A 24203-nucleotide genomic window follows, 5' to 3' on the forward strand; every position below is an offset into this window, starting at 1 on the left:
CAGTTAGGCAAGGGAGAAATCAGAAGTCGTAGGAAAGGGAAACACCAACGGTGTGCGGCATTCCCACACTACGGACGAATGGACCGTTACCGCCGGTATAGGCGGCAGGATAGTAATATTCGTCGAACAGGTTTTTGCTCCAGACCATGATGCTCCAGTTATCCTTGAGACTGGACACCGTCGCCCGCAGATTAGCCACGATATAATCATCTGTGGCATCAGTGGGTTGAACGCCGCCGGTGGTATTGTCCTTGTAGCTGACATCGGCGCCGAGTTTCATCATCAGGTCGCTGGTGACCGTCCATTCATACTCGACTGCAGCATTCATCTGCCAGCGGGGTGTCATCGCCAGCTCCTGGCCCGAGGCATCGAAGGTCAGGACGGTCGGCCAGGCACTGTCACTTGATGTGGCTTCCCACTCCAGGATTTTGGATTTCAGGTAGGCTGCTCCAAAGGTAATATACCAGCCGTCAGCAGGCATCCATTGCACATCCAGTTCCGCACCGTAAATTTCCGATTTCGGTACATTGGTCAGGCCACTGATATTGCCAACGAAGGTGACGGCCAGGTCCTGTTCCTGCTTGTTCTTGTAATCATAGTAGAAACCGGAAAGATTGAGCTGCATGGCCCCGTCAAGCAGGGTGGATTTCAGACCGGCCTCGTAGGAGGTTACTTCCTCGGCATCATAGGACTGGAGTTGTTGTGTTGTGTTGGAGTTCGCCCCATTAAAGCCACCGGATTTGAACCCTTTCGAAATCGTGGCATACAACAGCATGTCATCGTTGAGGGAATAGTCCAGACCGAATTTCCACATCCATTTGTTGGTCTCGATGGTTTCCTCATAGAGATGGAAAGCGTCATTGGGATCCGCAGCCGCAAAGATATAGTTGGGAGAATCCGGGTCGTCATCAATAGTACCACACTCCCCCGGGCTTAAACTTGCGCCGAAGGCAAAGTTCAGGAAACCTGCCAGCGACCCGTCGCCGGCGTCAAATGTACAGCCCGACCAGCTGCGGTCTTCTTCCGTGTAGCGCGCCCCGACGGTTACGCGCAGTTTGTCAGTGACGTTATATTCCACATGGCCGAACAGGGCCTGGGAGTCCGTTTGCTGATTGTAACGTGTATGAAGCTGCAGAATGGGCGCAAACATGAATGGAGAGACACCGAATGGTATAGAGCCATTCCCGAAGACCGAGTCCGCCATGAAATAGTTATAGAGTTCGTCCATCTCGTCTTCTGAATAATAGGCCCCGGCAATCCACAATAATTTGTCGGTTGTTCCTGTGAGGCGAACCTCGCCGGAGAACACTTCCAGATCCGTGGTATTGATATTACTGGAGTCAACAGCGGCGGAACCGTCCCAGTCATTTGATTCGATACGGTCAAACTTGTCATAGCCGACAACCGAGGTCAGCGTTATCTCTTCAGAAATATCCCAGTTGAATTTAACCGAGGTACCTTTCAGCTGATTGTCACGCTTTGGGCGAAGGTCAAAAACATTGCCGTCAGGGTCAGTATAGCTGTTGGTCCAGTCCGCCGCCCTGTTGTCGCCGGTGGAATACCATGGTGGTGTTTCCCCGCTTACGACATAGGGGAATAATTGATTGTAGGGAGAGCTGAATTCACCAAGACCCACTAGGCGGCCGTCATAAACCGTGTTGGCCTTGTTGTCGGACTGATCGTCAGTATAGTGCACGTTGATCAGCAGGTTGGCACTGTCACTTAGTTCAAAATCAACAATGCCGCGAATGGAGTAGACGTTTTTCTTACCCAGTTTATCCTCGCGTGTCAGGCTTTCCTGCCACCCTTCCCCGGACTGGGTTGTTTTAAAGGCCAGACGGGCGTTTATTCTGTCCATCAGCGGGATATTGACATGTCCTTCGAGGTCCACAGTTTCGAAACTGCTGTATCCTGCCGTCATGCCGGCACCGAATTCGCCGGTCGGTTTCTTGCTGATAAAATTGATCTGGCCGGCTGTTGTGTTTCGGCCGTAAAGATCACCCTGGGGACCTTTCAGCACCTCAACCCGTTCCATATCGAAAACCAGACCGCGGGTCATCACCGTGTAGGGCATGGCGACTTCATCGAAATAAAGACCGACGGTTGAGGAAGCGGCGGTTGAATAGTCCTGAAAACCGATACCGCGAATGGTATAGAGCGGCACGCCGGTAGCAGCCGTTTCATTGACCGTCAGGCCCGGCGTAATCAGGGCAATATCCTCGGAGGTGGAGATGCCGCGTTCCTTCAGCATGTCTCCGGTAAAGGCATTCACCGTGATGCCACATCGTTGATACCCTGCTCGCGTTTCTGGGCTGTAACAATCACTTCCTCCAGCATCATTTCCGCTGCAAAGGCCGTGTTAGTCAGCACTGCTCCCGCACCGATTGCAGTGGACAACAGCAATGCCCTGCGTACTCCAATGTTCATTTTTTGCTGTATGCTCATAGGTTCCGTCCCTTTCATTTCTTATTTCAGTTTATAGTCAAACGATTTTTATTTCAGTCTTTCCAGGAGTGTTTCCGCAGCCCTGATCACCTCATCCTGGTGTGGTTGCAGCTCCTGACCGCCCAATCCTTCAAGCAATGCCATAAACGGATCTTCCACCTCCGTTTTGATACCGCTCAGCGCCTCCATCACAGCAAGCCCGTAAAACGGCACCGTTGGCGCATTATATCCACCCTCATGGCTCATCACGATACGCCCGCCACAGAGTTCATCGGCAACGCCAAGAAGCTTGTTGGTCAGTGACCGGTAGCCTTCGCCGTGCATCATCATCCGGCCAAGCGGGTCATGAGCCCCGGCGTCAAACCCGCTGGGCACAAAGATCATATCCGGCCTGAAGGCCCTGAGCGCGGGCAGAACAACCCGGTCGAAGGTGGCTTCGTAAGCCCCGACCCCGGTACCGGCCGGCAGGGGAATATTGATGTTGTAACCTTCGCCGGCACCGCCGCCGATGTCACTCATATCGCCGCTGTCCGGCGGAAAGTTCCTGTCCTGGTGGATGGAAATAGTCAGCGCCCGGGGATCTTCCCAGAATACCCGCTCGGTGCCGTTGCCATGATGCACATCCCAGTCCACATAGGCGATCCGCCCGAGCCCCCGCGCAGCCAGCGCATGACGGCCGGCAATGGCCGCATTGGCCAGCAGGCAGAAGCCCTTGCCCATGTCCGGCTCCGCATGATGTCCGGGCGGGCGAACCAGCGCATAGGCATTATCCGCCCTGCCGTCGAGGACCGCATCCACCGCCGCAATCACACCACCGGCGGACAGGGCGGCAATTTCAAAGCTGCCGGGCCCGAACGGGGTCAGCAGGCCAGCATCCCCGCCCCGGGGCGACGCGCTTTCCTGCTTCAGCCGGTTGATATAATCAGCCGTATGAACCCTGAGAATTTCCTCGTCCGTGGCCGGACGCGGGGCAATATGAACCAGTTTTTCATAAAGGCCGGACACCTCCAGAAGGTTTTTAAACCGTCTTTTGGTTTCCGGATTTTCCGCATGGATTCCCGGCTGGATCGGATTGCCGGCCGGCAAAACCCCGGCATGGGTGCCGGTATCATGCCACATATATATTTCATGCCAGACGAAGCCGGTTTTACGTGTCATTTAATTCTCCATTTTCCAAACGCTGCAGGACGGATAGCGCGCCGCCCACGGAGTTTCTTCCTCAAGCTGCCCGGCCAGCTGCAGCAACAGATCCTCGCGCCCGTAAGGCGCAATAAAATGGTGACCGATCGGAAGCCCGTTACTGCTCCAGTGCAATGGCAGCGATATGGCAGGCTGGCCTGTCATATTGTAAAGGCTGGTAAAGGCGGCAAAACCGAAAATCTTGTCGACCCAGCCTTCTGCCGTCCAGCCGGGTTTATTGGCGTTAAAAGTGCCGATCGGTTGCGGCACCAACGCCACGGTCGGTGTCAGCATAATATCATATTCTTCAAAGAAAGGGGCGATCGTTCTGGTAACCACATTCATTACATCGAAGGCGCCAAGCAGATCTGTCGCCGTAAGGCCTTTTCCCTTCTCGTAACAGGCCAGCGTGGCTGCCTCCAGCGTATCCAGTGACACGTTTCGACCGGTCACCATGGCAAGCTGGTCAATCCAGTTGGCAATATTAGCACACCATATTTTCATGGTCGCATCAAGGTATGCGTTATGATCGAGAGGCGGGCTCGCCTCCTCCACATTATGGCCGAGGGAAGCCAGGGTCACGGCCGTCTTTTTGAGACTGGAGGAAACTTCAGGATCCACATTGGCCCCGGAGTGGGGCACCGTCGAATAGGCAACTCTCAGTTTTTCCGGATGGCGGCCAACAAGATCCAGATAGGGTTTCTCCGGCCGGGGAATGACGTAGGGATCGCCGCTGGCCGGCCCCTCAACAGAATCGAGGATTGCTGCGCAATCACGCACTGTCCGGGTCACCGCCAGTTCAATACCAAGTCCATTGAGGCCGTCCCCGGCATCGGGACCGATCGGGACCCGGCCCCGGGTTGGCTTCAGACCGACAAGGCCGCAACAGGCGGCAGGAATGCGCGTTGAACCGCCGCCGTCATTGGCATGGGCGATGGGTACAATCCCCGCCGCTACCGCGGAAGCTGCGCCGCCGCTGGAACCGCCGGTGATCACGCCCGTATTCCAGGGATTGCGACAGGGGCCGTGCAGAAGGGATTCTGTGGCGACATTGAAGGCCATTTCCGGAACTGAGGTGCGGCCGACTGTTTGAAACCCTGCCGCGCGAAAACGTTTCATCAGGTCGCTGTCGTGGGGCAACACCAGACCTTCGCCAAGCCTCGATCCCATCTCGCACTTGCGCTCTTCAGCATGCAGGACCGCATCCTTGATCAGGAAAGGCACCCCCTGGAATGTTCCGTCGGGCAGATCGACGGAACCCGCAAGAGCATCGTCGAAAACCTCAACCACCGCATTCAGATGCGGATTTAAAAGGTCGATGGCTTCCTTGGCCAACCGGGCCAGTTCGCCAGCCGAGACCTGACCTGTCCTGACCAGTTCAGCCAGACCGAGCCCGTCATATTCTGCATATTCGGAAAGCTTCATCCGGATATTCCTGTTTCCTCCCCGGTCTGTCTGGCCGGGCGCCCTGTTTCACACAAACTATCCCGAATAAAAAAAACGCACCCGACACGAAAGTAGGGAAACCGCAAAAAAAGCCCGACCCACCCGAAAGTAGGGGCCGGACTAACAGGGCAGTAATTGGCGGGGAAACACTTTCCCGCTTTACCGGGGCAATGCCCCATGCTATCTGTTTAACCACTATTCACTGAAGAGATTTTATGTCCCGTTGATTACAGGTGGTGCTGCGCCACCACCACCAAATGTCGAACCGCTGCTTCCCTGCGTTGATTCTTGCAACGCAGGCCTTTTGACATATCCACCTTAAAATTGATCAACGAATATGGTCCCGCTGTATGCGGACTGTAAAAGGACATGAAAGAAATGATCCGAAAATTTCAAGAACACGACACAGACGCTCTATTGAGCGTCTGGTACAATGCCAATAAACTTGCTCACCCTTTTCTGAGCGAAAATTTCATCGCAGCCATCAAGCTCAAGGTGCGAGACATCTATTTACCGAATACCGAGACCTGGGTTGCAGAACAGGGCGATAATATTATCGGCTTTATCAGCCTGCTTCATAGTGAAGGTGAACGATCGGAGGTCGGCGCACTATTTGTCGAACCAGACTTCATCGGCAAAGGTTTCGGGCGGTTACTTATGGATCAAGCCGTTTCCATAAATCCGAAGCTGACGCTTGATGTCTTTAAGGAAAATCATATCGGCCGGCGGTTTTACGAGCGATATGGATTTCACCAGGTGAAGAAATATGTCTTTGACCCAACTGGGGACATGGTCTTGACACTCACCCTGGATTAAGCCCTCTGCAGGCCGGTAACGTCACACTTAGGGGCGTTACCGGCACCCCGGCCTCTCAGCCCCTAGAGCAGACCAAGATCCTGGGCGGCAAGAACGGCCGACGTGCGGTTTTTTACGCCAAGTTTCTCAAACAGATTCTTGATATGCCATTTGACCGTATTTTCCGCGATGCTCAGATCCTGGCCGATTTTCTGGTTGGAATATCCCCGGGACAAAAGGCGGAGCACATCCCGCTCGCGCTCACTCAGGGGCTCAAGGATCAGATGACCTGAATTTTCAGGCCGGGAAACGGGCCGCCTTATCGCCTGCGAGATACCTGCTTCAGAAGTCGCCGGCTGCTGTTGGGGCTGCCCGAAGGCTTCCAGTAACTGAACAATATATCCCTGTAGGCCATTTCCCGCCTCTGCAGATCCATTCCGAAGACAGGTTTTCAGAAGACCGGCGATCTCCGGTCCTTCATCCACAAACAGGCGGATATATTTCTCAGTCCGGGACAGCTCGAGCGCCTGACTTAAGAATACGATTGCCCTGTCCCGATCATTTACCAGGGCAAAAGCCCTAGCCAACAACAGTTTGATCTCCAGTAACCGGCGACGGCGACCGACGGTTTCCGCCAGCTTTTCCAGATGCAGAAGAAGCTCAGTGGCGCGATCAGCCTCGTTCAACGCCAGAAGCAACCTTGCCTTTGTCAGGGACCTGACACATTTAATCCGGTCCCAGTTTTCAATTTTCAGGTCATCTTCCAGCGACCTGACATCTATGCCGACCCGGCTGGCCCGCTCCCTGGCTTCCGGTAATTTGTCATCAAGTATCAACTGCTGTACATATTCATATTCAGTCAGCACATGCAGCCGATGCAACTTGTCCTGCTGGCATATTCTGTGTGCCGCCTCGATAGGTTCATAGATCTTTTCGCCTTCCCCGCGGGTCCGGTAAAGACGGGCCAGTATGGCGTAGCCCATAATCGGGGCTTCCGCCTGACCACATTCCTCCACCAGTTCGATATTGCCCGTAATCAGGTCCAGGGCCTCATCCAGCCTTCCCCATTCATAGAAAACCAGCCCCTGATACAAACGGCTCACGGCAATGGCCGGGGAATTGGGCAGATTGTCCCCCGCCGCCGTCTGTTCGGCATGTACGAAACAATCATAGGCCTTTTGCAGGTCTCCCTGGGCCATTTCCAGGATTCCGGTAAAACAATCCGCATAGACGACCCCGTAAACAGACCGGACTCTGGTGTGGGCTTCACGGGCCCGCTCCAGCGCGGCCCTTGCCTTGTCAAATTTATTCAGCGAGGTGCAGGCATATCCCAGCATATTATTCATGGCGCCAATCATGAAATCGGCATTTCCGGCGCCTATCTCCAGCGGCACTGATGCAAGTTTTTCCGCCTGGACCACATCATCAGCCGCGATGGCGACCCCGGTTTTGATAACCTTGATATCCTGTCTCCAGCGATTGAGTTTTTCCGGGGAAAAAATGCCGCGTTTTTCCGCTTCCGCAATCGCTTTTTCCACCCGGTACGCTGCCCCGGCCGCCTCGATCGGGCGCCGCATATGAAACAGGGCATACCCCTCATAGATCGGTATCTGGGGACGGGTACGTGCGATATCTTCCGGAATTTTCTTACACCAGTCCAGCATCAGCGGCATGTGACCCCGGCGCCTGATATTATCCGCATGAATTTCCACCAGCTCCGCCAGATAATCATAGTCGCCACTCTCATGGGCCAGGGAGACCGCTTCGACAAGCAGGCCTGAATCCGCAAACCATTGAGCTGCCTTTCGTTTCAGGACCGGTATTTCTTCCCGGTGAAGGCGTTTAAGCTGGGCCAGAAGAAACTCACGGTATAACTGGTGATAGCGGTACCATCCCCGGCTCTGGTCAAGCGGAACGATGAACAGGTTGTTGTCCTCGAGATATTCCAGAGTGGTCTGGGCATTTTCATCACCGGTAAGGACCTCGGCTACCTCCGCATTGAACCGCTCGAGAACGGCTGTGGACATCATAAATTTCTGCAGCCTTTCCGGCTGCATCGCGAAAACATTGGCGGTCAGAAACTCGACGACATCCCGGCTGCTGCCGGAAAACTGCCGGAGAAAATTTTCCTCAAGATGTTTGTCACGAAGGGCCAGGGAAACCAGTTGAAGCCCGGCCACCCAGCCTTCCGTGGAACTGATCAGCCGGTGCAGGCTCTCTTCTGAAATATCCAGCCCCTGTTTTCCCCGCATGAATTCAGCCGTTTCCCCCTCTGAAAATCTCAAGTCATGTTCAGGCAAAATCAAGATCTGGTCATGCACCTTGAGGGTTGCGATCGGAAGAAGAGGTTTGGTTCGGCTTGATATCACGAAATGGAAATTCGGCGGCGCCAGATTGATAAAACTTTCCATCAGCAGACTGATGTCGGGGCCGTCAGCAAGATGATAGTCGTCAAGGAACAGGACCGCCTCCTGCTGCCCGGCGGCAAGTTCATTGATCAGGGCGCCAAGGGCGGAAAAGAAGCGGTTTTCCAGTTTGTTCTGTAAAATACTTTCAGCAGACTTTCCGTCCACGGCCCCGGCAATCCTCAGGGCCTCGATCAGGTAATTCAGAAACTGCCCCTGGTCCTGGTCCCGGGAATCCAGGGATACCCAGGCCGTCGCCATCTTCTGCCCCTTCAAAAGATGATACCATTCGGCCATCAGGGTGGTCTTGCCGAAACCGGCCCCCGCTGAAACTACCGTAACCCGGCGCAATCCTTCCCTGTCCAGAAGATTTTCAAGATGAGGCCGTCTTACCCTCGAGGCCCTGTTTCCGGGCGGAAATAATTTTGTGATGATCAGGTCGGTGTTCATACACGTGTCTCAACCTACTCGTTCCGGTCTGCGGTTATCTGCTTTTTTGTTTCACCATAAGGGTAATTCCAAAAAGCATCGGTTGCAAAGGGAATTGAGCAATCTGGCCCGGAACAGATACCAAGGTATGAGAAAAATTACTGGATGATTTTTTAGATCAAACCATTCCTGTCATGGCGCCAGATTGAGAAGTGGATCGGAAAAAAAAGGGTTTTTGCAATAAAACCACTAGTGTTTTTGTTACCCGTAAGTAATATTAGGTTTCCTCTCCTCAAAATAATACATAAAATAACGCCTCGGATAAGCAATTGCTTCAATTCACGAAAGAAGAACCATGTCAGAAATCAAGGAAGTTGTTATTGTAGGGGCTGCCCGGACAGCCATCGGTGGGTTCGGCGGCAGCCTCAAGAGCCTGAATTCGGCCCAGCTCGGGACCATTGCCGCCCGCGAGGCCATCCAGCGGGCGAATGTCGAGGCCGGAATGATCCAGTCCTGTATTGTCGGCAATGTGATCCGCAACAGTCCCAAGGATTCCTATCTTGCCCGGGTAATCGGCATTGATAGCGGCCTGTCCCCTGACAGCCACGCGGTCACCGTCAACCGGCTCTGCGGCTCCGGCCTTGAGGCCATTGTCCAGGCGGCCCAGCAGATCCAGCTTGGCGAAGTGAACACCGCCCTGGCCGGCGGCGCTGAAAGCATGAGCAATTCCAGCTATTCCCTGGCCTCCAACCGCTGGGGCCAGCGCATGGGCAACAGCACCATCCTTGACGACCTGACCACGACCCTGCAGGATCCCTGGGATGACTACCATATGGGCATCACCGCCGAGAATGTGGCCGAGAAATACGGCATCTCACGGGAAGAACAGGACGCCTTTACCGCCGAAAGCCACAGGCGCGCCGCCGCGGCCATCGACGCCGGACACTTCAGGGAACAAATCGTGCCGGTCGAACTCAAATCCCGCAAGGGCGTGACCGTGTTCGATACGGACGAGCATGTCCGCGGGGACACCACCGCAGAGGGCCTGTCTGCGCTCAAACCCTTCTTCAAAAAGGACGGCACCGTCACTGCCGCCACCTCCTCCGGCATCAATGACGGGGCTGCCATGGTCGTTTTGATGGAAGCCGGCAAGGCAGAGAAAGAAGGACGCAGTCCGCTCGGTCGACTGGTCGGTTTTGCCCATGCCGGGGTAGAACCACACCTGATGGGGGAAGGCCCGATCCCGGCGGTGCGCAAGGTTTTCGCGCGAACCGGGCTTAACCTCGACGACATTGATGTGATTGAATCCAACGAGGCCTTTGCCGCCCAGGCTCTGGCGGTTTCCAGGGAACTGGGGCTGCCGGCGGACAAAGTCAATCCCAATGGCGGGGCCGTGGCGCTGGGCCATCCGGTTGGCGCCACCGGCGGCATTCTGACCACCAAGGTCCTGTACGAATTGAAGCGCACCGGCGGACGTTATGGTCTGGTGACCATGTGTATCGGCGGCGGCCAGGGGATAGCCGCCATCTTTGAGCGACTGTAAATCCCGGGAGGAAGACCAAAGATGACTGATGAAACCGTCAAGCTGACCATCGAGAACGGGGTGGCCATCATTACTCTGTCCCGTCCGGACAATATGAACGCTGTCAACCTGGACGCCTGCGAGAGTTTCTGTCGCGTGGCACAGGAAGCCTCCCGAAACGATACGGTCCGGGCGGTGCTGATCCGGGCCGAAGGCAAAGCCTTCTGTGTCGGCGGCGATGTCATGGAGATGAGCCGTGTAAGCGGTGATCGCCGGGCCCATGTCCATAAAATGGCCAGCGCCCTGCATGAAGGTATGCTTCATCTCAAACAGGCAAACGGGCTGGTGATCACGGAAGTCCAGGGTGTGGCAGCCGGCGCCGGCGTTGGGTTAGCCACCTTCGCAGACATCGTTCTGGTTTCCGACCGGGCCAGCTTTACCATGGCCTATACGGCCATCGGGCTGTCGCCGGACGGCGGGGCCACCTGGTTGCTGCCGCGCCTGGTCGGGCTGCGCCGGGCCCAGGAACTGCTGTACAGCAATCGCAAGCTGTCGGCACAGGAGGCCGTCGACTGGGGGCTGGCATCACAACTGGTGCCCCATGACGATCTGGCGGAAGAGGCCCTGGCCACCGCCTGCAAGATGGCCAAAGGTCCCGGCCGCGCCTTCTCTGACATCCGGGGCATGCTGGATCAGTCCCTGCAGAATGACTTCCGGAGCCATCTGGCCCGGGAAGCCGAAAATATTGCCGAACTGACCGTTTCCGAAGACGGGAAGGAAGGCCTCAGCGCGTTTCTCGAACGAAAAGAACCGGATTTCAGCGGCCGCTGAAATCCGGTTCTTAGATCAAAAAATAGCTTTCAGGAGAGCGGTCCGACACCGTTTCAGGCCGCGCTTTCTCTTTGCTTCAGGAGATCAAGGGCAACATCCACGATCATATCTTCCTGGCCCCCGACCATCTTCCGACGTCCAAGTTCCACCAGGATTTCCCGCACGTCCAGCCCGTAATTTTCGGCAGCCGTTTCCGCATGCCTGAGGAAGGAGCTGTAAACACCGGCATAACCAAGCGACAGGGTTTCCCGGTCAACCCGCACAGGCCGGTCCTGTAATGGTCGAACCAGATTTTCCGCCGCATCCATCAGCTTGAACAGATCACAGCCGTGGTTCCAGCCCATGCGATCCGCCACGGCAATGAAGACCTCCAGGGGCGCATTACCCGCGCCGGCGCCCATGCCGGTCAGGGAAGCATCAACCCGGATCGCCCCGTTTTGTACGGCGGCGATGCTGTTGGCAACACCGAGGCTGAGATTATGATGGGCATGGATGCCGCGCTCTGTTTCCGGTTTCAGAACCTTGTCAAAGGCCTTCAGCCGGGCAGTCACATCATCCATATTCTGGGCCCCGCCCGAATCCACAACATAGACCGTGGTCGCCCCGTAGCTTTCCATCAGCTGCGCCTGCTCGGCCAGAACCTCCGGTTCAATCATATGGCTCATCATCAGAAAGCCGATGGTGTCCATGCCCATATCCCGGGCCACACCGATATGCTGCTTCGAGACGTCCGCCTCGGTGCAGTGAGTGGCAACACGTACCGAACGCACCCCAAGATCATAGGCCCGTTTCAGGTCCTCTTTTGTGCCAATTCCCGGCAGCAGAAGCGTGGTAAGCACGGCATTCTCCAGTACCTCGGCTACAGCCTCCAGCCATTCCCAGTCCGTATGGGCGCCAAAACCATAGTTGAAGCTGGAGCCGGAAAGACCATCTCCATGCGCAACCTCGATGGCGTCCACGCCGGCCTCGTCCAGCGCCTTTGCAATATTGCGCACATGGTCAATGCCATACATATGACGGATGGCATGCATGCCGTCGCGCAGGGTAACATCCTGAATATAGAGTTTATTGTCTGTCATGATCTTTCTCCTCAGGCGGCCCGGCTGAATTTAAGGGCGGCAATCTTTTCGGCCGTGCCCAGCGCCGCCGATGTCATAATGTCCAGGTTGCCCGCATAAGCCGGCAGGTAATGGGCGGCGCCCTCTACTTCCAGAAAGACGGAAGTTTTGAGCCCTTCGAACTCCCCATATCCCGGGATCTTCAGCGGATTGTTGGAGCCGAAGCGTTCAAACTGCACCTTCTGTTTCAGACGGTAGCCCGGCACATAAGCCTGGACTTCCTCCACCATTTTCTCAACAGAGGCCTCGACCTCGGCTTCATCGGCCATCTCGGACAGGGTAAAGACCGTGTCACGCATCAGAAGCGGCGGTTCCGCCGGATTAAGAACGATAATCGCCTTGCCCTTGCCGGCCCCGCCCACTTTTTCGATGGCCCGGCTGGTGGTCTCGGTGAATTCATCGATATTGGCCCGTGTTCCCGGCCCGGCAGAACGCGAGGAAATACTGGCCACGATCTCCGCATAATGCACTTTTGCGACCCTGGCGACGGCCGCCACAATCGGAATAGTCGCCTGGCCGCCGCATGTCACCATATTCACATTGGGCTCGTCAAGGTGAGCCTCCATATTGACCACAGGCACTGTGTAGGGACCGATGGCCGCAGGTGTCAGGTCAATCAGAACTTTCCCGGCCGCCCGGCATACCTCGTCATGTTTCTTGTGCGCATAGGCCGATGTGGCATCAAAGACAATGCGAATGTCATTCCATTCCGGCATTTTCACCAGACCGTCGATGCCTTCCGATGTGGTCGGCACCCCCATCCGTTCGGCCCGGGCAAGACCGTCTGAAGCCGGATCGACACCGACCATAGCGCCCATTTCAAGCACCGTACTTGTACGCATGACCTTGATCATCAGGTCGGTACCGATATTGCCGGACCCGATAATTGCACATTTTATTTTTTCAGATTGAACCATCATATAATTCCTTCTCGCCGGTCCTGACTGACCGTGAAATGAACAAAGCCTGCGGCATGCTCAACATGGTCAGTCGTCATCGGGGGTATCCCCCTGTCAGTGATCAGTGACATTTTATGCAGAAGGTATTTTTTAGCAACTTGCCCCAAGTGAAGTATTCCCATATTATGAGAATATATAACTGGAGAACATGATGACCGGCACCAAAACACTGGAAAAGGCCGTGGCCATTTTCAAGCTGGCGATTGACAAAAAACAGCCCCGAAGCGCAAAGGAAATAGCGGCCCTGACGGCCCTGCCCGTTGCGACTGTTTATCGTCATCTGGCAGTTTTCGAGAAGCAGGGCCTGATCCGGCGGAACAGTCACGGGACACTTGGACCAGGAGCCGACCTGGTTGCCCTGGTAGATCAGACCCGACTGTATGAGACACTGGCCTCCACCGCACGGCCGATTCTGGAGAAGGTGAGCCGCAAGCTCAGGATGATATCCCAGCTCGGGATCTTTGAAAATGACATGGTGACCTATCTGGTCAAGTCGGAACCCGAAGGACAAAGCGTCTTCACCAGGGAAAACGAGCAGCTCGAAGCCTATTGTACGGGAATTGGAAAACTGCTGCTGTCGGAACTGCCGAAACAGGAACTGGACGCCTACCTCGGAACCGGCCCCTTCCCGGCCATCACTGACCATACCCTCACCGAGCCCGAGGAATTACGTCAAGCGCTTTCCGAAATCCGGGAAAACGGCTATGCGATTGACAACGCGGAAATGGATCCGGATTTATTCTGCCTTGCCGTCCCTTTGCGGAATCTGGAGGGAGACATCATTGCCGGCCTTTCGGCCTCCTGTCGTGGTGCACATACTTTCGAAGCAGAGAAAGACCGGATGCGGGATCAACTGACTGGTGCTGTGGCAAAATTGAGAGAGGCTCTTTACGGCAAATGGATCAGAACTTCAGGCAGCAACTAAACTGGTCCGGGAAATGGCGCCAGCCGGGTCCGATATCTGAACAGAAACTCCTTATCCTATTACATATTCTACTCCTTGACCCACACCCGGCTTTCCTATCAACTATGGGCGGGAGACAATATTATAAAAAGGGAAGCAAAGAATGACCGACCATACATTTGGCAGCAAGGCGAGTCCGGAGCCTATTCTCACCGATGTCGTGGGCGATGTAGGAAGCGATGACACAGGCGCGGCCAAGGCTGCACTCATAGATGAGAAGTCCTACCCTGCACCGGGAAAAGCCTGGTACTGCGTTTTTGTGCTGGCGCTCGCAGTGATGGTAAACTTTCTCGACCGGGGCATCTTGACCCTGCTTGTCGAACCCATAAAACGTGACCTTAATCTTACTGATGTCCAGATGAGTTTGATTATGGGCTTTGCCTTCACCTTTTTCTATTCGATTCTCGGCCTGCCGGTCGCCCGGATGGTTGACCGCAGAAGCCGTAAAAAAATCATGGCGGCGGGCATTGCAATCTGGAGCCTGATGACCGCCTTTTGCGGTCTTGCCTCGAGTTTCTGGCAGTTATTCATGTGCCGTGTGGGCGTGGGCGTCGGTGAAACAACCAGCGGTCCTTCCGCTTATTCACTGCTTTCGGATTATTTCCCGCCAAGTAAACTGCCCCGGGCAATTGCCGGCATGAACCTGGGTTTTGTTGCCGGTTCCGGTCTGGCGATGGTTCTCGGTGGTGCCGTGATCGGCTTTATCGGGGACAAAGAAGTTACCGTTCCTGTTCTAGGATCGCTCCGCAACTGGCAGGTTGTTCTGATGTTGGTAGGGTTGCCCGGTCTTATTGTTGCCGCCCTGATGCTCACCGTTTCAGAACCCCCCAGGCACGGCGTCGTGGTCAAAGAATCCCAGCCTGTTGGTGATGTCTTTAAGTTCATTTATTCCTACTGGCCGATTTATATTCCCCTGTTCCTAGGCCTTGCCATGCGTTCAGCCCAGATGTTCGGGATGCAGATGTGGGGCCCTGCCTTTTATATGCGCACCTTTGACTGGGGCCCGGAAATTATCGGTTATGTTTCCGGCGTAAGTATCATGATCTCCATGCCGCTCGGGCTTTTCCTGGGAAGCTGGTTCGCCGAATATTACTATAAGAAGGGCTATGCTGATGCCAACATGCGGGTGGTTGTCTACAGCACCCTTATTTCCATCCCGCTCTCCATTATAGCCCCCCTGATGCCTGACCCCTGGATCGTGGCAGGTATGGGAATTGTAAACTTTGTCTTTATGGGCATGGCCGCACCGGTAGAAAATGCAGCCATTCAGACGGTGACGCCCAACAAATACCGGGGCCAGGTCACCTTCCTGTTCCTCTTTACCATGAATGTCATTGGGATGGGCCTTGGACCACTGATGATTGGCAGCATGACCCAGTATATCTTCGGTGAAGACGGCATTCGATATGCCCTGGTTCTGAGCGCCGCCATTATCGGCCCTCTGGCAACCTATATTTTCTGGTACGGCATGAAACCATACGGAAAAGCCATCGCTGCCGGCGGGCTGCTGGAAACTCAGGATTCTGACAAGACAACCTGAGCCAGGCGTTCTCTGCTGACGTCATCTACCGGAACGAACAGAATAAGCCTCTGACCGGGGGCTTCTTCTATTGCATAGGAGCTATGCTGAACAGTAATGTCGCCGAAGCCGGATGTATTCACCGTATGGACGTCTTCAAAATGAGCAACGATTTCTGATTCATACCAGAACTCCTCGAAGGTTTTGCTCTTCTTCAGCATTTCCTGAATGATCGCGTCAAAAACATCTATACGTGTGGTCCTGCTGTAATCCCATTTGAAGCGTGCCGTTAGGCGGCGGGCCATTTCCCTGAAACCTTCAGGGTTCTTACGATACCTTTCATCCAGCATGAGAATCTTGAACAGATTTCTCTCTGATGCCGGACGACCCGCATAATCTCTGAAAATTTTGGTAACGATTCGATTCCAGCCAATCACCGTCCAGTCTTCCGTAATGACCTGGGCCGGAATATTCAAACCATCCAGCATATGCTGGGTGATGGGATGAATCACCTCGTCCGGCGGCACAGCAAGCGGAGGTGGACGGTGCTGGGCAAGGGCAAACAGAAATTCGCGCTCCTGCGGATTCAGCAGGAAGGTTTTACTCAATCCTTCCAGCATGGCCGCAGAAAGCTGAACGTCCCGGCCCTGTTCGAACCAGGTGTACCAGGTCACACTCATCCCGGTGAGGGCCGCTACTTCCTCGCGACGAAGTCCTACCGTACGGCGACGATCACTATCCGGAAGGCCCACATCCGCAGGCTTGATGCGTGCACGGGCATTTTTCAGGAACCGGACAAGTTCATCTCTTTGTGTCATATTGCAACCTCTCTGATAATCCAGAATTAGTAAGTCATACTAACAGTGTCAAGTCAGACTCTGGTTTTGGCAAAAATAATAACATATGTTAACATAAGTCCGTTCTCTTCGGCCGGGCCAGACAGGGCAAACTGGGTGTTAGTTTTTATTATAGGATAACAACAGGTCTGTTTGTAACCTCAACTTCTTGCCACTATAGCAGCGTACAAAAAAGCATGCCTTGAACGGAGAAAAACCATGACTAAAAAAATATTTATGACCTGCGCTGTAACCGGCAGTTCACCACTACCCAAACACCCGAATTTTCCGTTTAAACCGGAACATGTAGCAGCCGAAGGTCTGGCCGCCGCAGAAGCCGGCGCCGCAATATTGCACATACATGTCCGGGACCCCGAGACAGGCGCGGCATCGACCGAGCTTGAACTTTACCGCGAAGTTATCGGCCTGATCAGGGAAAAGAACAAAGAAGTGATCCTGAACGTCACAACCGGTCCGGGCTGTACCTGGATGCAGAGCGACACCGAGCCGGAAAAATGCGGCCCGGGAACGCTGATGTATACCGCCGAAAGACGGCTGGAGCATATTCTCGACCTCAAACCGGAAATGTGCACTCTTGATATCTGCACCATGCAGCTGTGGGGCGGTGCCGCAATCAATCTGGACCCCATGATTACCCGTATGGGGGAAATGATCCAGGATATGGGGGTTTTGCCGGAAATCGAATGTTTCGAAGCCGGAGACTTTGTCTTTGCCGATGATTTGATGGCCAAGGGCGCACTTCCCAAGAATGCCCCCTATTCCTTCGTTCTGGGGACAAAATACGGCCTGCCGGCAACCACGGAAGCAATGTCCTATGCCCGTAACCAGATCCCGCGCGGCGCCAACTGGACAGCCTTCGGTGTTAGTCGTCATTCATTCCCGATGGCAGCCCAAGCCGTTTTGCTGGGCGGCAATGTCAGGGTCGGCTTTGAAGACACCGTTTATTTGCGCCGGGGAAAAATGGCCGCCAATAACGCAGAACTGGTCAGCTGGGGCGCCAGCATTATTGAACATCTTGGCAACGATCTTGCAACAGCAGGCGAAGCGCGGGAAATGCTGGGACTGGCACACTAGGGTTCCACACACCATCAATAGAACAAAATATAGGGAAGAACATTATGCTTGAAGTCTATCACGCCGAACCCGGCGCCAATACCCTGAAAGTGCTGCTCGCCTTGAAGGAAAAAGGCGTTGAATTCAAGAGCTGCTATGTTGCGCTCAATAAATTTGAGCAACACGAGGAATGGTTCAAAAAAATCAATCCCAACGGACAGGTTCCTGTCATCGTCCATGACGGCAAGGTGATTAACGAATCGACCGTCATCAATGAATATGTCGATGCCGTTTTCGAAGGCCCGGCCCTGCGCCCGGCAGATGAATATGGCAAGGCGATGATGCGGATATGGACCAAATGGGTGGACGAGTATTTCTGCCCGGCACTGAGCTACCTGGCCTGGAACTGGATGATAAAGAGCCTGGTCAAAGACCTGACCCCTGAGGAGTTTGAAGCAAAGCTGGAGCGTATCCCCCTCAAGGAGCAGCGGGACAAATGGCGCATTACTGCGACCGAAGGCTACCCCGAAGAACGGCTAAAGGAATGGCGGCGACAGGTTGAAAATTCCGTCACGAAAATTGACGGGGCACTCCGTGAACATGGCAAACCCTGGATCCTCGGCGACCGGTTCACCCTCGCGGACATTTCAGTCTTTGCCATGGCCCAGCCCATGCCCATGGGTTACGACGACATCATGAACGAAAAGGCCACACCGCATCTGACGGCCTGGTATAACCGCATGATGGAACGCGAAGGCACCAAAGCGGCCCTTACCATGCCCAATCGCATGCGTGAGGAAGTCAAACTGGACGACCGCATCGAGGTTCTATCCAAACAAGGAAAGTAAGACTTTGGCCAACAACAATACGATCATTCTTTATGATCTGGTGCTGGAAAGCGGCTGTACCATCAGCCCCTTTGTCTGGCGCACAAAATATGCCCTGAAACACAAAGGCTTTGACCTTGATCTCGTGCCAAACGGCTTTACCGGCATTGAAGAACTTACGAATGGTTTTTCCGATCGACTACCCGTTATTGTTGATGACGGCCACTGGGTGAAGGACAGTTGGGAAATTGCCGAATATCTGGATGAAAAATATCCCGATCTCCCGATGCTGTTTGAAGGCGAGAGCCATAAGATACTCACACGGTTCATTGATGACTGGGCCTGGAAAACCGCGATTTCCCCGTGGTTCAGATGTTACATTCTTGACTATCATGACCTGTCCATGCCGCAGGACCGCGACTATGTCCGCACCAGCCGGGAACAGCTGTTCCTTGGCGGGGAGAAACTCGAAAATGTACAGGCCGGACGGGAAGAGCGCCTGCCGCTCGTCCCGCCAACCCTGGAACCCCTGCGCGTTCTTTTGCAGGACACGCCGTGGCTTGGCGGGGAAACACCCAACTATACCGACTATTGTATACTGGCTGTTTTTCTGTGGACCGCATCCGTCGCCAAAGTTCCACCATTGCATGACGATGACCCGCTGAAGGACTATATTGATCGTGGCTTTGACCTGTATGGCGGTCTGGGACGCCATGAAGGCATGCATAATTTATTTGGTCTGCCAAAGGCAGGATAACCCCGAACCCAAATATTCAGATTTAACAGGAGTAGAAAATGCAGGATCTAAAAGGGAAAGTCGCATTTATCACCGGCGGTGGTTCCGGTGTTGCGCTTGGTCAGGCAAAGGTATTTGCGGAAGAAGCCGGCATGAAAGTCGTGATTGCGGATGTCCAGCAACCCCACCTTGATGAAGCCATGGAATATTTCAGCGACAAAAAAGCAGAGGTTCATGCCCTGAACCTCGACATCACCGACCGGGACGCCTATGCCCGCGCAGCCGATGAGGCAGAGGAAGTGTTCGGACCCGTCCAGCTTCTGTGCAATACAGCTGGCGTCAGCCAGTTCGGGCCGATCGAACAAGCGACATTTGATGACTGGGACTGGCAGATTGATGTTAACCTGAAGGGAATGATCAATGGTGTAATGACCTTCATGCCGCGCATGATTGAGTACGGTAAAGGCGGGCATATCCTCAATACAGCCTCCATGTCAGCCTTCGTGGCCCTGCCGACAACCGCGATTTACTGCACAACCAAATTTGCCGTGCGCGGCCTGTCTGAATCGCTGCGTGTAGAATTGGATAAATACGACATCAACGTTTCAATCCTGTGCCCGGGTGCGGTCAACACCAACATTCACCGCTCTGTGGAAAGCCGTCCGGACAAATACGGCAAAACCGGTTATTACGGCCGGGATGAAGAGGTTTTCACCCGCCTGAAATCTGTTATTGAAGGCGGGTTTGATCCGGTTGATCTGGGCCGGATAGCCCTGGAGGCGGTCAAGCGCAACGACTTCTGGGTCCTGCCCTATCCCGAGTTCGTCCCGACAATTGAGGAACAAAATGCTGAACTCATCAGTGCCCTCAAGTCCTATGAAGACGACCCCGATTATAAACGGCGCGTGAAACTGGCGGAAGAAACCGGGCAGGCCATGCCCGGCACCAAAAAATAATTTCCGGAAAAGTTACGAAAAAGGGAGGGCGCTAACTCAGTGCCCTCCCTTTCCTTTTTTCTGGAAATCCCTTCTATTCTGCCGAGAAATAGGCAATCGCCCGAAACTCGATACTTTCCCGCTCAATGGCGTCACTGCGGCTGGTGTCCTCAAACGCCGTATGGGCTGCCCGCCAGGCGCGGGAATGATCGGAGTCATAGAATTTGATAAAGATCACTTCGTCCCTGGTCATATCCGGGAAATACCACCATTGATGGGCGGGGTTATGGTAAAAAATGGAGGCGGATACCATATCCTCTTCACCGGGAATTGGGGCAAACAGAGCATCGCCCTTCGGGATCTCGTCCACATCCACCTTGACGTTGGGTGTTCCTTCATTTTCATCCATGCTCCTGAAATCACACAGGGCAAGGGGCCAGTCCTGCGGGGCCGGGCTGAGCGCCCGCCACAGGCTGAACATAATAAAGCGGTCATACCCGGGGCCGTCTGGCACCGCTTTCTCATAAATCTTTTTCGCAACTGTTTCTGCCGTCCTGGGGGTGAAGTCGACATGGGCCTCGCCGGCCGGCGGTTGAACCTTCTGTCCGGTCAGGCCCGAGGATCGAACCTGTCCCCCCATGGGGAGCACAAGATCTGCCCCGGTCCATTCTTTGGTGATTTCCTCAACTTCCCCGGCATAGACCGTTTTAATCGCCTCGTCGTCCAGGAAATCCGTGACACTGGTGACTTGTTTCCTGATCGCAAACCCGTGTTTATCAATCGTAAAGGGTTCAGACGCCTCTCTGGCATTATGAATTTTCACAGGATAGGGTTCGTATTCACCGGTATTATATTCCTCACCGGGCGCCCAGAAACGCCTGTTAATACGGGAGGTCGGTATCAGATATTTGATTGTTGTATCAATGGAACTCTGTGCATCAGACATCGAAATTATCCTTCTTCATTTCCTGCCGGTCTTGAGAAACACTCCCTGACCATGTCCGGGACACGGGCGGCTCGCAGGCCACCCGGTCGCTCACTGTCCGGCACTGTCCACACACGTGTTTCCGTGCACTCAACGCAAATTTCGCCGTTCCGCACCAGACGGTGGTGGATTTTGAAACTGCTGTTGCCGAAGTCCGGGGCTGCTGTTTCAACAACCACGTCATCGCCGTAGGCTGCGGGTTTCAGGAAGCGGGCCGCTACGTCAACCATGGGAAAACCGGCCACGTTCATTTCTTCGAGCATGATCTTTTTTTTCGGTAACCCTGCATGCTCAAAAAGCCGTATGGTGTTTTCACCGAACATATCAAGATAGCGAGGTGCATAGACAATACCCGCGGGATCGCACTGGCCCCATTCAATCCTCAGGTCTCTGCTGAAAAACGGGATCAATCGTTAAATCCTTCCCTTGCCCTGCTGTTGTCAATCTTGATCGGCTTGCCGGTAACAGGATGGTTATAATGGAATGGCACGATATCCGTTGCGGGCCACAGGCGCGGCTTTGGATTAATAAGTTCATCCGGACCAAGCGGGTCCTCGGGATAGGTCACGCTGGCCATCGGAATAAAGTCGACTTTCGTCTTGGACCAGCCTTCTTCGAAGGAGGCATGCCAGTGGGGATAATAGCGCAGGGCCTTGATTTTCCAGACCCCGTTTTCACGGACATATTCATTTTCATAAATGCCGCCTTCCCACCACTGGCGTTCATCACCCTTGGCGGTTTCATGCAACCCGGCCTGCATCATGGAACGCCCGCGGACCAGTGCGGTCTTGCGGTCCGGTGCGACATCAATAATCATCTGCAACTGCGGATGGTCCAGCAGCCAGCCATAGCGGGGGCCGTTATGGTTTTCCGTAAAAGCGGTCCGGAAGCGTTCAATATAGAGCCTGTGAACGCCGGCTTTTCCCTTGTAGATGCCGCCAAGAAACCAGACTTCACCGTCATCGGCGAAAAGGTCAACCACTTCGTCATACTGTGATTTATCAATGAAATAGCCATAGGAATACTGAAGCCGGCGAATATCGTGTATATCCTGCTGCACACCCAGATCATGTTCCAGTTTTTCAACCCGTTTGAGCAGGTCTTCGTTAGAGATATTCGTCATTGTAGCCTCCGCTTTTTCCCAAGATTTTGCGCACTCCCATACGCCTATGTATAATAGCTTTTATACACCAGTAGCCTCCTGGGAAAAAGGGTGATTTTTTATACCCCCCTGACAGATGAGACCACCCCAGAATTATTTATGCGCTACCCGGCATTCCCCAGAAGCCAGCCGCCGTCCACCTTGAATTCGCTGCCGGTGACATAGAGACTGTCATCCGAGGCCAGAAAGGTGACCATTCCGGCGACATCCTCGGGAACGCCCCGCGCCCCAAAAGGCACTTCGGCACAGACTGCCTGCTCGATCTCTTCCGGCGTCATCCCTGAATTTTGCGCAAACTCGGCAAAAATCGCATCGGTCATCCGGGTCCTGATGATCCCGGGATGAATAGAGTTGCAGCGCACCCTGGCCCCGTCCTGCGCCCCGATCAGGGCAATAGAACGGGTTAATTGCTGAACGGCTGCCTTGCTGGCGCCATAGGCCAGAGCAGACGGTGTCCCCATGAAGGAAACGATCGAGGATATGTTGATGATGGAACCGGTGCCGCGTTCCTGCATATGCGGCGTCACCGCGCGACAACCAAGAAAGGTGCCGTCCAGGTTAATGCCCATCACTCTGTGCCATTCGGTCAGGGAAGTATTCAGCCCCCCTTTCTTCAAATCTCCCTCAATTCCTGCGGCATTCAGAAGCACATCAATACGGCCCTGTCGTTCAAGCACATCTGACACAATGTCCGACCAGACCTTTTCATCACTGACATCATGGGCATAACCTGTGCCGCCAATTTCCCTGGCAACCGCCTTTGCGGCGTCACCGGCAATATCGGTCACCACAACGTGGGCGCCTTGTGCCGCCAGGGCTTTTGCCGAGGCTTTTCCCAATCCGCCGGCCCCGCCGGTAATCAGTACAACCCGTCCTTCAAGTTTCATCCATTGCCTCCCTTTAATGGTCTTCCGTTCATCAAACAGTATAGCCGATCAGGAGTCCAAATACCCGGATTCCAGTTCGCCTGAATTGAACCAGAGCGAAAACCTCTTCCCCATAGGTTTTCTTGATACCATAGACCCGCCGTGATAGAGTTCAGTTAAAAGGCGTAAAAAGCCGGTTATTCAGAAAATATAGTGGACATTTTTCAACCCTGGAGACACCCGATGGGTTCGGTACAGATCCTGTCTACCAGATCGCTGAAGCCCCCTCACCGGCTTCGCTTCTGGAATGAAATCGCCAAGGAAGCATACAGCGGAACCCATATTGAATCCGATGACGATCGCTTTGAAGCGGAATTATGGCGCTGGAAATTGCAGGACCTTGTGATGATAAGGCCCCGCGCCCCGCGCTCCATTGTGCGACGGGAGGCAACTTCCGGCGGCTTGCCAAGTGATAAACTGGTCCTGCATCTTCAACATCATGGAAAGTCCCGCTTTCGACAGGGACTTCATGAATTCGAACTGATGGCGGGGGATATGGAAATCAACCCGGCTGACAGCCTTTACAGTCTCGATGTTTCCGACAGGAACGATATGCTGTCAGTGGAGCTCCCCATCGCCCCGCTTCTGGAAAAAGTACCGATGCTGGAAAGCGTCATGTGCCGTCCTTTCTCGGGTAAAATGCAGTCTGTCCAGTTGCTGCACAGCTATATCATTTCCCTGTGGCAGGTTGGCAGGAACCAGCGCGGGACAGATTCCTGGAGCGAGGGGGCCGTAAACGCTTTCTATTCCCTGCTCGCCTCGGCATTGACTGCCCCTGAGGACAACGCTGATGAAAGTACGCTGCTGGAAAAGCTGATCATAGAGGTCCAGGCAAGACTGACAGATCCTCAACTCTGCACCGAAAGCCTGGCAAAAATTACCGGCGTTACACCGAGAACTGTCCAGCTGGCATTTGCCAAAACGGGAATGACACCCTCAAGCTACATTACCCGGGCGCGTCTTGACTGGGCAGCGGAAAATCTCCGCCTGTTCCCGGAAAGAAGCGTGACCGAGGTTGCTTTTTCCGTAGGGTTCAATGATGCGTCCTATTTTTCCCGCTGCTTCCGGAACCACTTCGGGGTCTCCCCCCGGGCCTGGCGGTAAAATCAA

22 protein-coding genes are annotated in these 24203 nt (G+C 54.3%); 10 read left to right on the forward strand and 12 right to left on the reverse strand.

The features are described from left to right. Positions 1-19: 19 nt before the first annotated feature. The 4 genes from ACORNT_RS00185 to ACORNT_RS00200 are packed head-to-tail and all read right to left on the reverse strand — an operon-like array spanning position 20 to position 5049. Positions 20-2251 carry a TonB-dependent receptor gene (locus tag ACORNT_RS00185; RefSeq protein ID WP_321393651.1) on the reverse strand — a complete coding sequence of 744 codons (2232 nt, stop codon included), beginning with the start codon at positions 2249-2251 and terminating at the stop codon, positions 20-22. A 17-nt stretch (positions 2252-2268) separates the two neighbouring features. Further along, on the reverse strand, positions 2269-2445 hold the full coding sequence (locus ACORNT_RS00190; RefSeq protein WP_321393654.1) for a hypothetical protein: 177 nt from the start codon (positions 2443-2445) through the stop codon (positions 2269-2271). A gap of 48 nt (positions 2446-2493) precedes the next feature. Continuing rightward, the gene (locus ACORNT_RS00195) at positions 2494-3603 is read right to left on the reverse strand and encodes a class II histone deacetylase (protein ID WP_321393658.1); all 1110 of its coding nucleotides are present in this window, start codon (positions 3601-3603) and stop codon (positions 2494-2496) included. Further along, positions 3604-5049, reverse strand: a complete 1446-nt coding sequence (locus tag ACORNT_RS00200; RefSeq protein WP_321393660.1) for an amidase — start codon at positions 5047-5049, stop codon at positions 3604-3606. Between the two features lie 390 nt (positions 5050-5439). On the opposite strand from ACORNT_RS00200, the gene ACORNT_RS00205 reads away from it, so the two are divergent. Beyond that, positions 5440-5886 carry a GNAT family N-acetyltransferase gene (locus tag ACORNT_RS00205; RefSeq protein ID WP_321393663.1) on the forward strand — a complete coding sequence of 149 codons (447 nt, stop codon included), beginning with the start codon at positions 5440-5442 and terminating at the stop codon, positions 5884-5886. Positions 5887-5948: 62 nt separating this feature from the next. Here ACORNT_RS00205 and ACORNT_RS00210 read toward each other — a convergent pair whose 3' ends face one another. Then, positions 5949-8720, reverse strand: coding sequence for a LuxR C-terminal-related transcriptional regulator (locus ACORNT_RS00210; RefSeq protein WP_321393666.1), 2772 nt, complete (start codon positions 8718-8720; stop codon positions 5949-5951). A gap of 334 nt (positions 8721-9054) precedes the next feature. Between ACORNT_RS00210 and bktB the strand changes: the two genes are divergently transcribed. Beyond that, positions 9055-10242 carry a beta-ketothiolase BktB gene (gene bktB, locus ACORNT_RS00215; protein ID WP_321393669.1) on the forward strand — a complete coding sequence of 396 codons (1188 nt, stop codon included), beginning with the start codon at positions 9055-9057 and terminating at the stop codon, positions 10240-10242. Positions 10243-10263: 21 nt separating this feature from the next. Continuing rightward, positions 10264-11052, forward strand: a complete 789-nt coding sequence (locus ACORNT_RS00220; RefSeq protein ID WP_321393672.1) for an enoyl-CoA hydratase/isomerase family protein — start codon at positions 10264-10266, stop codon at positions 11050-11052. A 53-nt stretch (positions 11053-11105) separates the two neighbouring features. Here the strand turns inward: ACORNT_RS00220 and dmpG are convergent, their stop codons facing one another. Further along, on the reverse strand, positions 11106-12131 hold the full coding sequence (dmpG, locus tag ACORNT_RS00225) for a 4-hydroxy-2-oxovalerate aldolase (RefSeq protein WP_321393675.1): 1026 nt from the start codon (positions 12129-12131) through the stop codon (positions 11106-11108). Between the two features lie 11 nt (positions 12132-12142). After that, positions 12143-13087: an acetaldehyde dehydrogenase (acetylating) gene (locus ACORNT_RS00230; RefSeq protein WP_321398041.1), complete on the reverse strand. Its 945-nt coding sequence runs from the start codon at positions 13085-13087 to the stop codon at positions 12143-12145. Between the two features lie 190 nt (positions 13088-13277). Here ACORNT_RS00230 and ACORNT_RS00235 point away from each other — a divergent pair, with 190 nt between their 5' ends. Beyond that, positions 13278-14054: an IclR family transcriptional regulator gene (locus ACORNT_RS00235; RefSeq protein ID WP_321393677.1), complete on the forward strand. Its 777-nt coding sequence runs from the start codon at positions 13278-13280 to the stop codon at positions 14052-14054. 142 nt (positions 14055-14196) lie between these two features. Then, positions 14197-15633 (forward strand): MFS transporter, encoded by a 1437-nt coding sequence (locus ACORNT_RS00240; RefSeq protein WP_321393680.1) that lies wholly within the window; start codon positions 14197-14199, stop codon positions 15631-15633. On the opposite strand, the gene ACORNT_RS00245 is transcribed toward ACORNT_RS00240, so the two are convergent. Beyond that, a complete protein-coding gene (locus ACORNT_RS00245; RefSeq protein ID WP_321393683.1) occupies positions 15609-16430 on the reverse strand; it encodes a helix-turn-helix transcriptional regulator in 822 nt (273 codons plus the stop codon). The two genes, ACORNT_RS00240 and ACORNT_RS00245, sit on opposite strands and share 25 nt — an antisense overlap. Positions 16431-16667: 237 nt before the next feature. On the opposite strand from ACORNT_RS00245, the gene ACORNT_RS00250 reads away from it, so the two are divergent. The 4 genes from ACORNT_RS00250 to ACORNT_RS00265 are packed head-to-tail and all read left to right on the forward strand — an operon-like array spanning position 16668 to position 20041. Continuing rightward, positions 16668-17543, forward strand: a complete 876-nt coding sequence (locus ACORNT_RS00250; RefSeq protein WP_321393685.1) for a 3-keto-5-aminohexanoate cleavage protein — start codon at positions 16668-16670, stop codon at positions 17541-17543. A gap of 44 nt (positions 17544-17587) precedes the next feature. Next, the gene (locus ACORNT_RS00255) at positions 17588-18370 is read left to right on the forward strand and encodes a glutathione S-transferase family protein (RefSeq protein WP_321393688.1); all 783 of its coding nucleotides are present in this window, start codon (positions 17588-17590) and stop codon (positions 18368-18370) included. 4 nt (positions 18371-18374) lie between these two features. Then, the gene (locus ACORNT_RS00260) at positions 18375-19106 is read left to right on the forward strand and encodes a glutathione S-transferase family protein (protein ID WP_321393693.1); all 732 of its coding nucleotides are present in this window, start codon (positions 18375-18377) and stop codon (positions 19104-19106) included. A 38-nt stretch (positions 19107-19144) separates the two neighbouring features. Next, positions 19145-20041, forward strand: coding sequence for an SDR family NAD(P)-dependent oxidoreductase (locus ACORNT_RS00265; protein ID WP_321393695.1), 897 nt, complete (start codon positions 19145-19147; stop codon positions 20039-20041). Positions 20042-20114: 73 nt separating this feature from the next. Here the strand turns inward: ACORNT_RS00265 and ACORNT_RS00270 are convergent, their stop codons facing one another. The 4 genes from ACORNT_RS00270 to ACORNT_RS00285 all read right to left on the reverse strand — a co-directional run bounded on the left by ACORNT_RS00270 (position 20115) and on the right by ACORNT_RS00285 (position 23054). Continuing rightward, entirely contained in the window at positions 20115-20966 is an 852-nt protein-coding gene (locus ACORNT_RS00270) for a CmcJ/NvfI family oxidoreductase (RefSeq protein WP_321393698.1), read from the reverse strand. 5 nt (positions 20967-20971) lie between these two features. Next, on the reverse strand, positions 20972-21415 hold the full coding sequence (locus tag ACORNT_RS00275) for an acyl-CoA thioesterase (protein WP_321393701.1): 444 nt from the start codon (positions 21413-21415) through the stop codon (positions 20972-20974). After that, the gene (locus ACORNT_RS00280; RefSeq protein ID WP_321393704.1) at positions 21412-22128 is read right to left on the reverse strand and encodes a nuclear transport factor 2 family protein; all 717 of its coding nucleotides are present in this window, start codon (positions 22126-22128) and stop codon (positions 21412-21414) included. Before ACORNT_RS00280 ends, ACORNT_RS00275 begins: the two co-directional genes overlap by 4 nt. Positions 22129-22271: 143 nt before the next feature. Then, positions 22272-23054 carry an SDR family NAD(P)-dependent oxidoreductase gene (locus ACORNT_RS00285; protein WP_321393707.1) on the reverse strand — a complete coding sequence of 261 codons (783 nt, stop codon included), beginning with the start codon at positions 23052-23054 and terminating at the stop codon, positions 22272-22274. Positions 23055-23276: 222 nt separating this feature from the next. Between ACORNT_RS00285 and ACORNT_RS00290 the strand changes: the two genes are divergently transcribed. Beyond that, positions 23277-24197: a helix-turn-helix domain-containing protein gene (locus ACORNT_RS00290; protein ID WP_321393710.1), complete on the forward strand. Its 921-nt coding sequence runs from the start codon at positions 23277-23279 to the stop codon at positions 24195-24197. Positions 24198-24203: the final 6 nt, after the last annotated feature.

Origin of the sequence: Emcibacter sp. (genome assembly GCF_963675455.1) — a bacterium.
Classification (GTDB): domain Bacteria; phylum Pseudomonadota; class Alphaproteobacteria; order Sphingomonadales; family Emcibacteraceae; genus Emcibacter.

What these genes read in the sequence shown, in the direction of transcription:
- ACORNT_RS00230 (WP_321398041.1), bottom strand. Translation starts at nt 13,087, where the DNA reads ATGGTTCAATCTGAAAAAATAAAATGTGCAATTATCGGGTCCGGCAAT.
- ACORNT_RS00195 (WP_321393658.1), bottom strand. Translation starts at nt 3,603, where the DNA reads ATGACACGTAAAACCGGCTTCGTCTGGCATGAAATATATATGTGGCAT.
- ACORNT_RS00205 (WP_321393663.1), top strand. Translation starts at nt 5,440, where the DNA reads ATGAAAGAAATGATCCGAAAATTTCAAGAACACGACACAGACGCTCTA.
- ACORNT_RS00250 (WP_321393685.1), top strand. Translation starts at nt 16,668, where the DNA reads ATGACTAAAAAAATATTTATGACCTGCGCTGTAACCGGCAGTTCACCA.
- ACORNT_RS00265 (WP_321393695.1), top strand. Translation starts at nt 19,145, where the DNA reads ATGCAGGATCTAAAAGGGAAAGTCGCATTTATCACCGGCGGTGGTTCC.
- ACORNT_RS00190 (WP_321393654.1), bottom strand. Translation starts at nt 2,445, where the DNA reads ATGAGCATACAGCAAAAAATGAACATTGGAGTACGCAGGGCATTGCTG.
- ACORNT_RS00270 (WP_321393698.1), bottom strand. Translation starts at nt 20,966, where the DNA reads ATGTCTGATGCACAGAGTTCCATTGATACAACAATCAAATATCTGATA.
- ACORNT_RS00285 (WP_321393707.1), bottom strand. Translation starts at nt 23,054, where the DNA reads ATGAAACTTGAAGGACGGGTTGTACTGATTACCGGCGGGGCCGGCGGA.
- ACORNT_RS00245 (WP_321393683.1), bottom strand. Translation starts at nt 16,430, where the DNA reads ATGACACAAAGAGATGAACTTGTCCGGTTCCTGAAAAATGCCCGTGCA.
- dmpG (WP_321393675.1), bottom strand. Translation starts at nt 12,131, where the DNA reads ATGACAGACAATAAACTCTATATTCAGGATGTTACCCTGCGCGACGGC.
- ACORNT_RS00280 (WP_321393704.1), bottom strand. Translation starts at nt 22,128, where the DNA reads ATGACGAATATCTCTAACGAAGACCTGCTCAAACGGGTTGAAAAACTG.
- ACORNT_RS00210 (WP_321393666.1), bottom strand. Translation starts at nt 8,720, where the DNA reads ATGAACACCGACCTGATCATCACAAAATTATTTCCGCCCGGAAACAGG.
- ACORNT_RS00290 (WP_321393710.1), top strand. Translation starts at nt 23,277, where the DNA reads ATGGGTTCGGTACAGATCCTGTCTACCAGATCGCTGAAGCCCCCTCAC.
- ACORNT_RS00200 (WP_321393660.1), bottom strand. Translation starts at nt 5,049, where the DNA reads ATGAAGCTTTCCGAATATGCAGAATATGACGGGCTCGGTCTGGCTGAA.
- ACORNT_RS00240 (WP_321393680.1), top strand. Translation starts at nt 14,197, where the DNA reads ATGACCGACCATACATTTGGCAGCAAGGCGAGTCCGGAGCCTATTCTC.
- ACORNT_RS00185 (WP_321393651.1), bottom strand. Translation starts at nt 2,251, where the DNA reads ATGCTGAAGGAACGCGGCATCTCCACCTCCGAGGATATTGCCCTGATT.
- bktB (WP_321393669.1), top strand. Translation starts at nt 9,055, where the DNA reads ATGTCAGAAATCAAGGAAGTTGTTATTGTAGGGGCTGCCCGGACAGCC.
- ACORNT_RS00235 (WP_321393677.1), top strand. Translation starts at nt 13,278, where the DNA reads ATGATGACCGGCACCAAAACACTGGAAAAGGCCGTGGCCATTTTCAAG.
- ACORNT_RS00220 (WP_321393672.1), top strand. Translation starts at nt 10,264, where the DNA reads ATGACTGATGAAACCGTCAAGCTGACCATCGAGAACGGGGTGGCCATC.
- ACORNT_RS00255 (WP_321393688.1), top strand. Translation starts at nt 17,588, where the DNA reads ATGCTTGAAGTCTATCACGCCGAACCCGGCGCCAATACCCTGAAAGTG.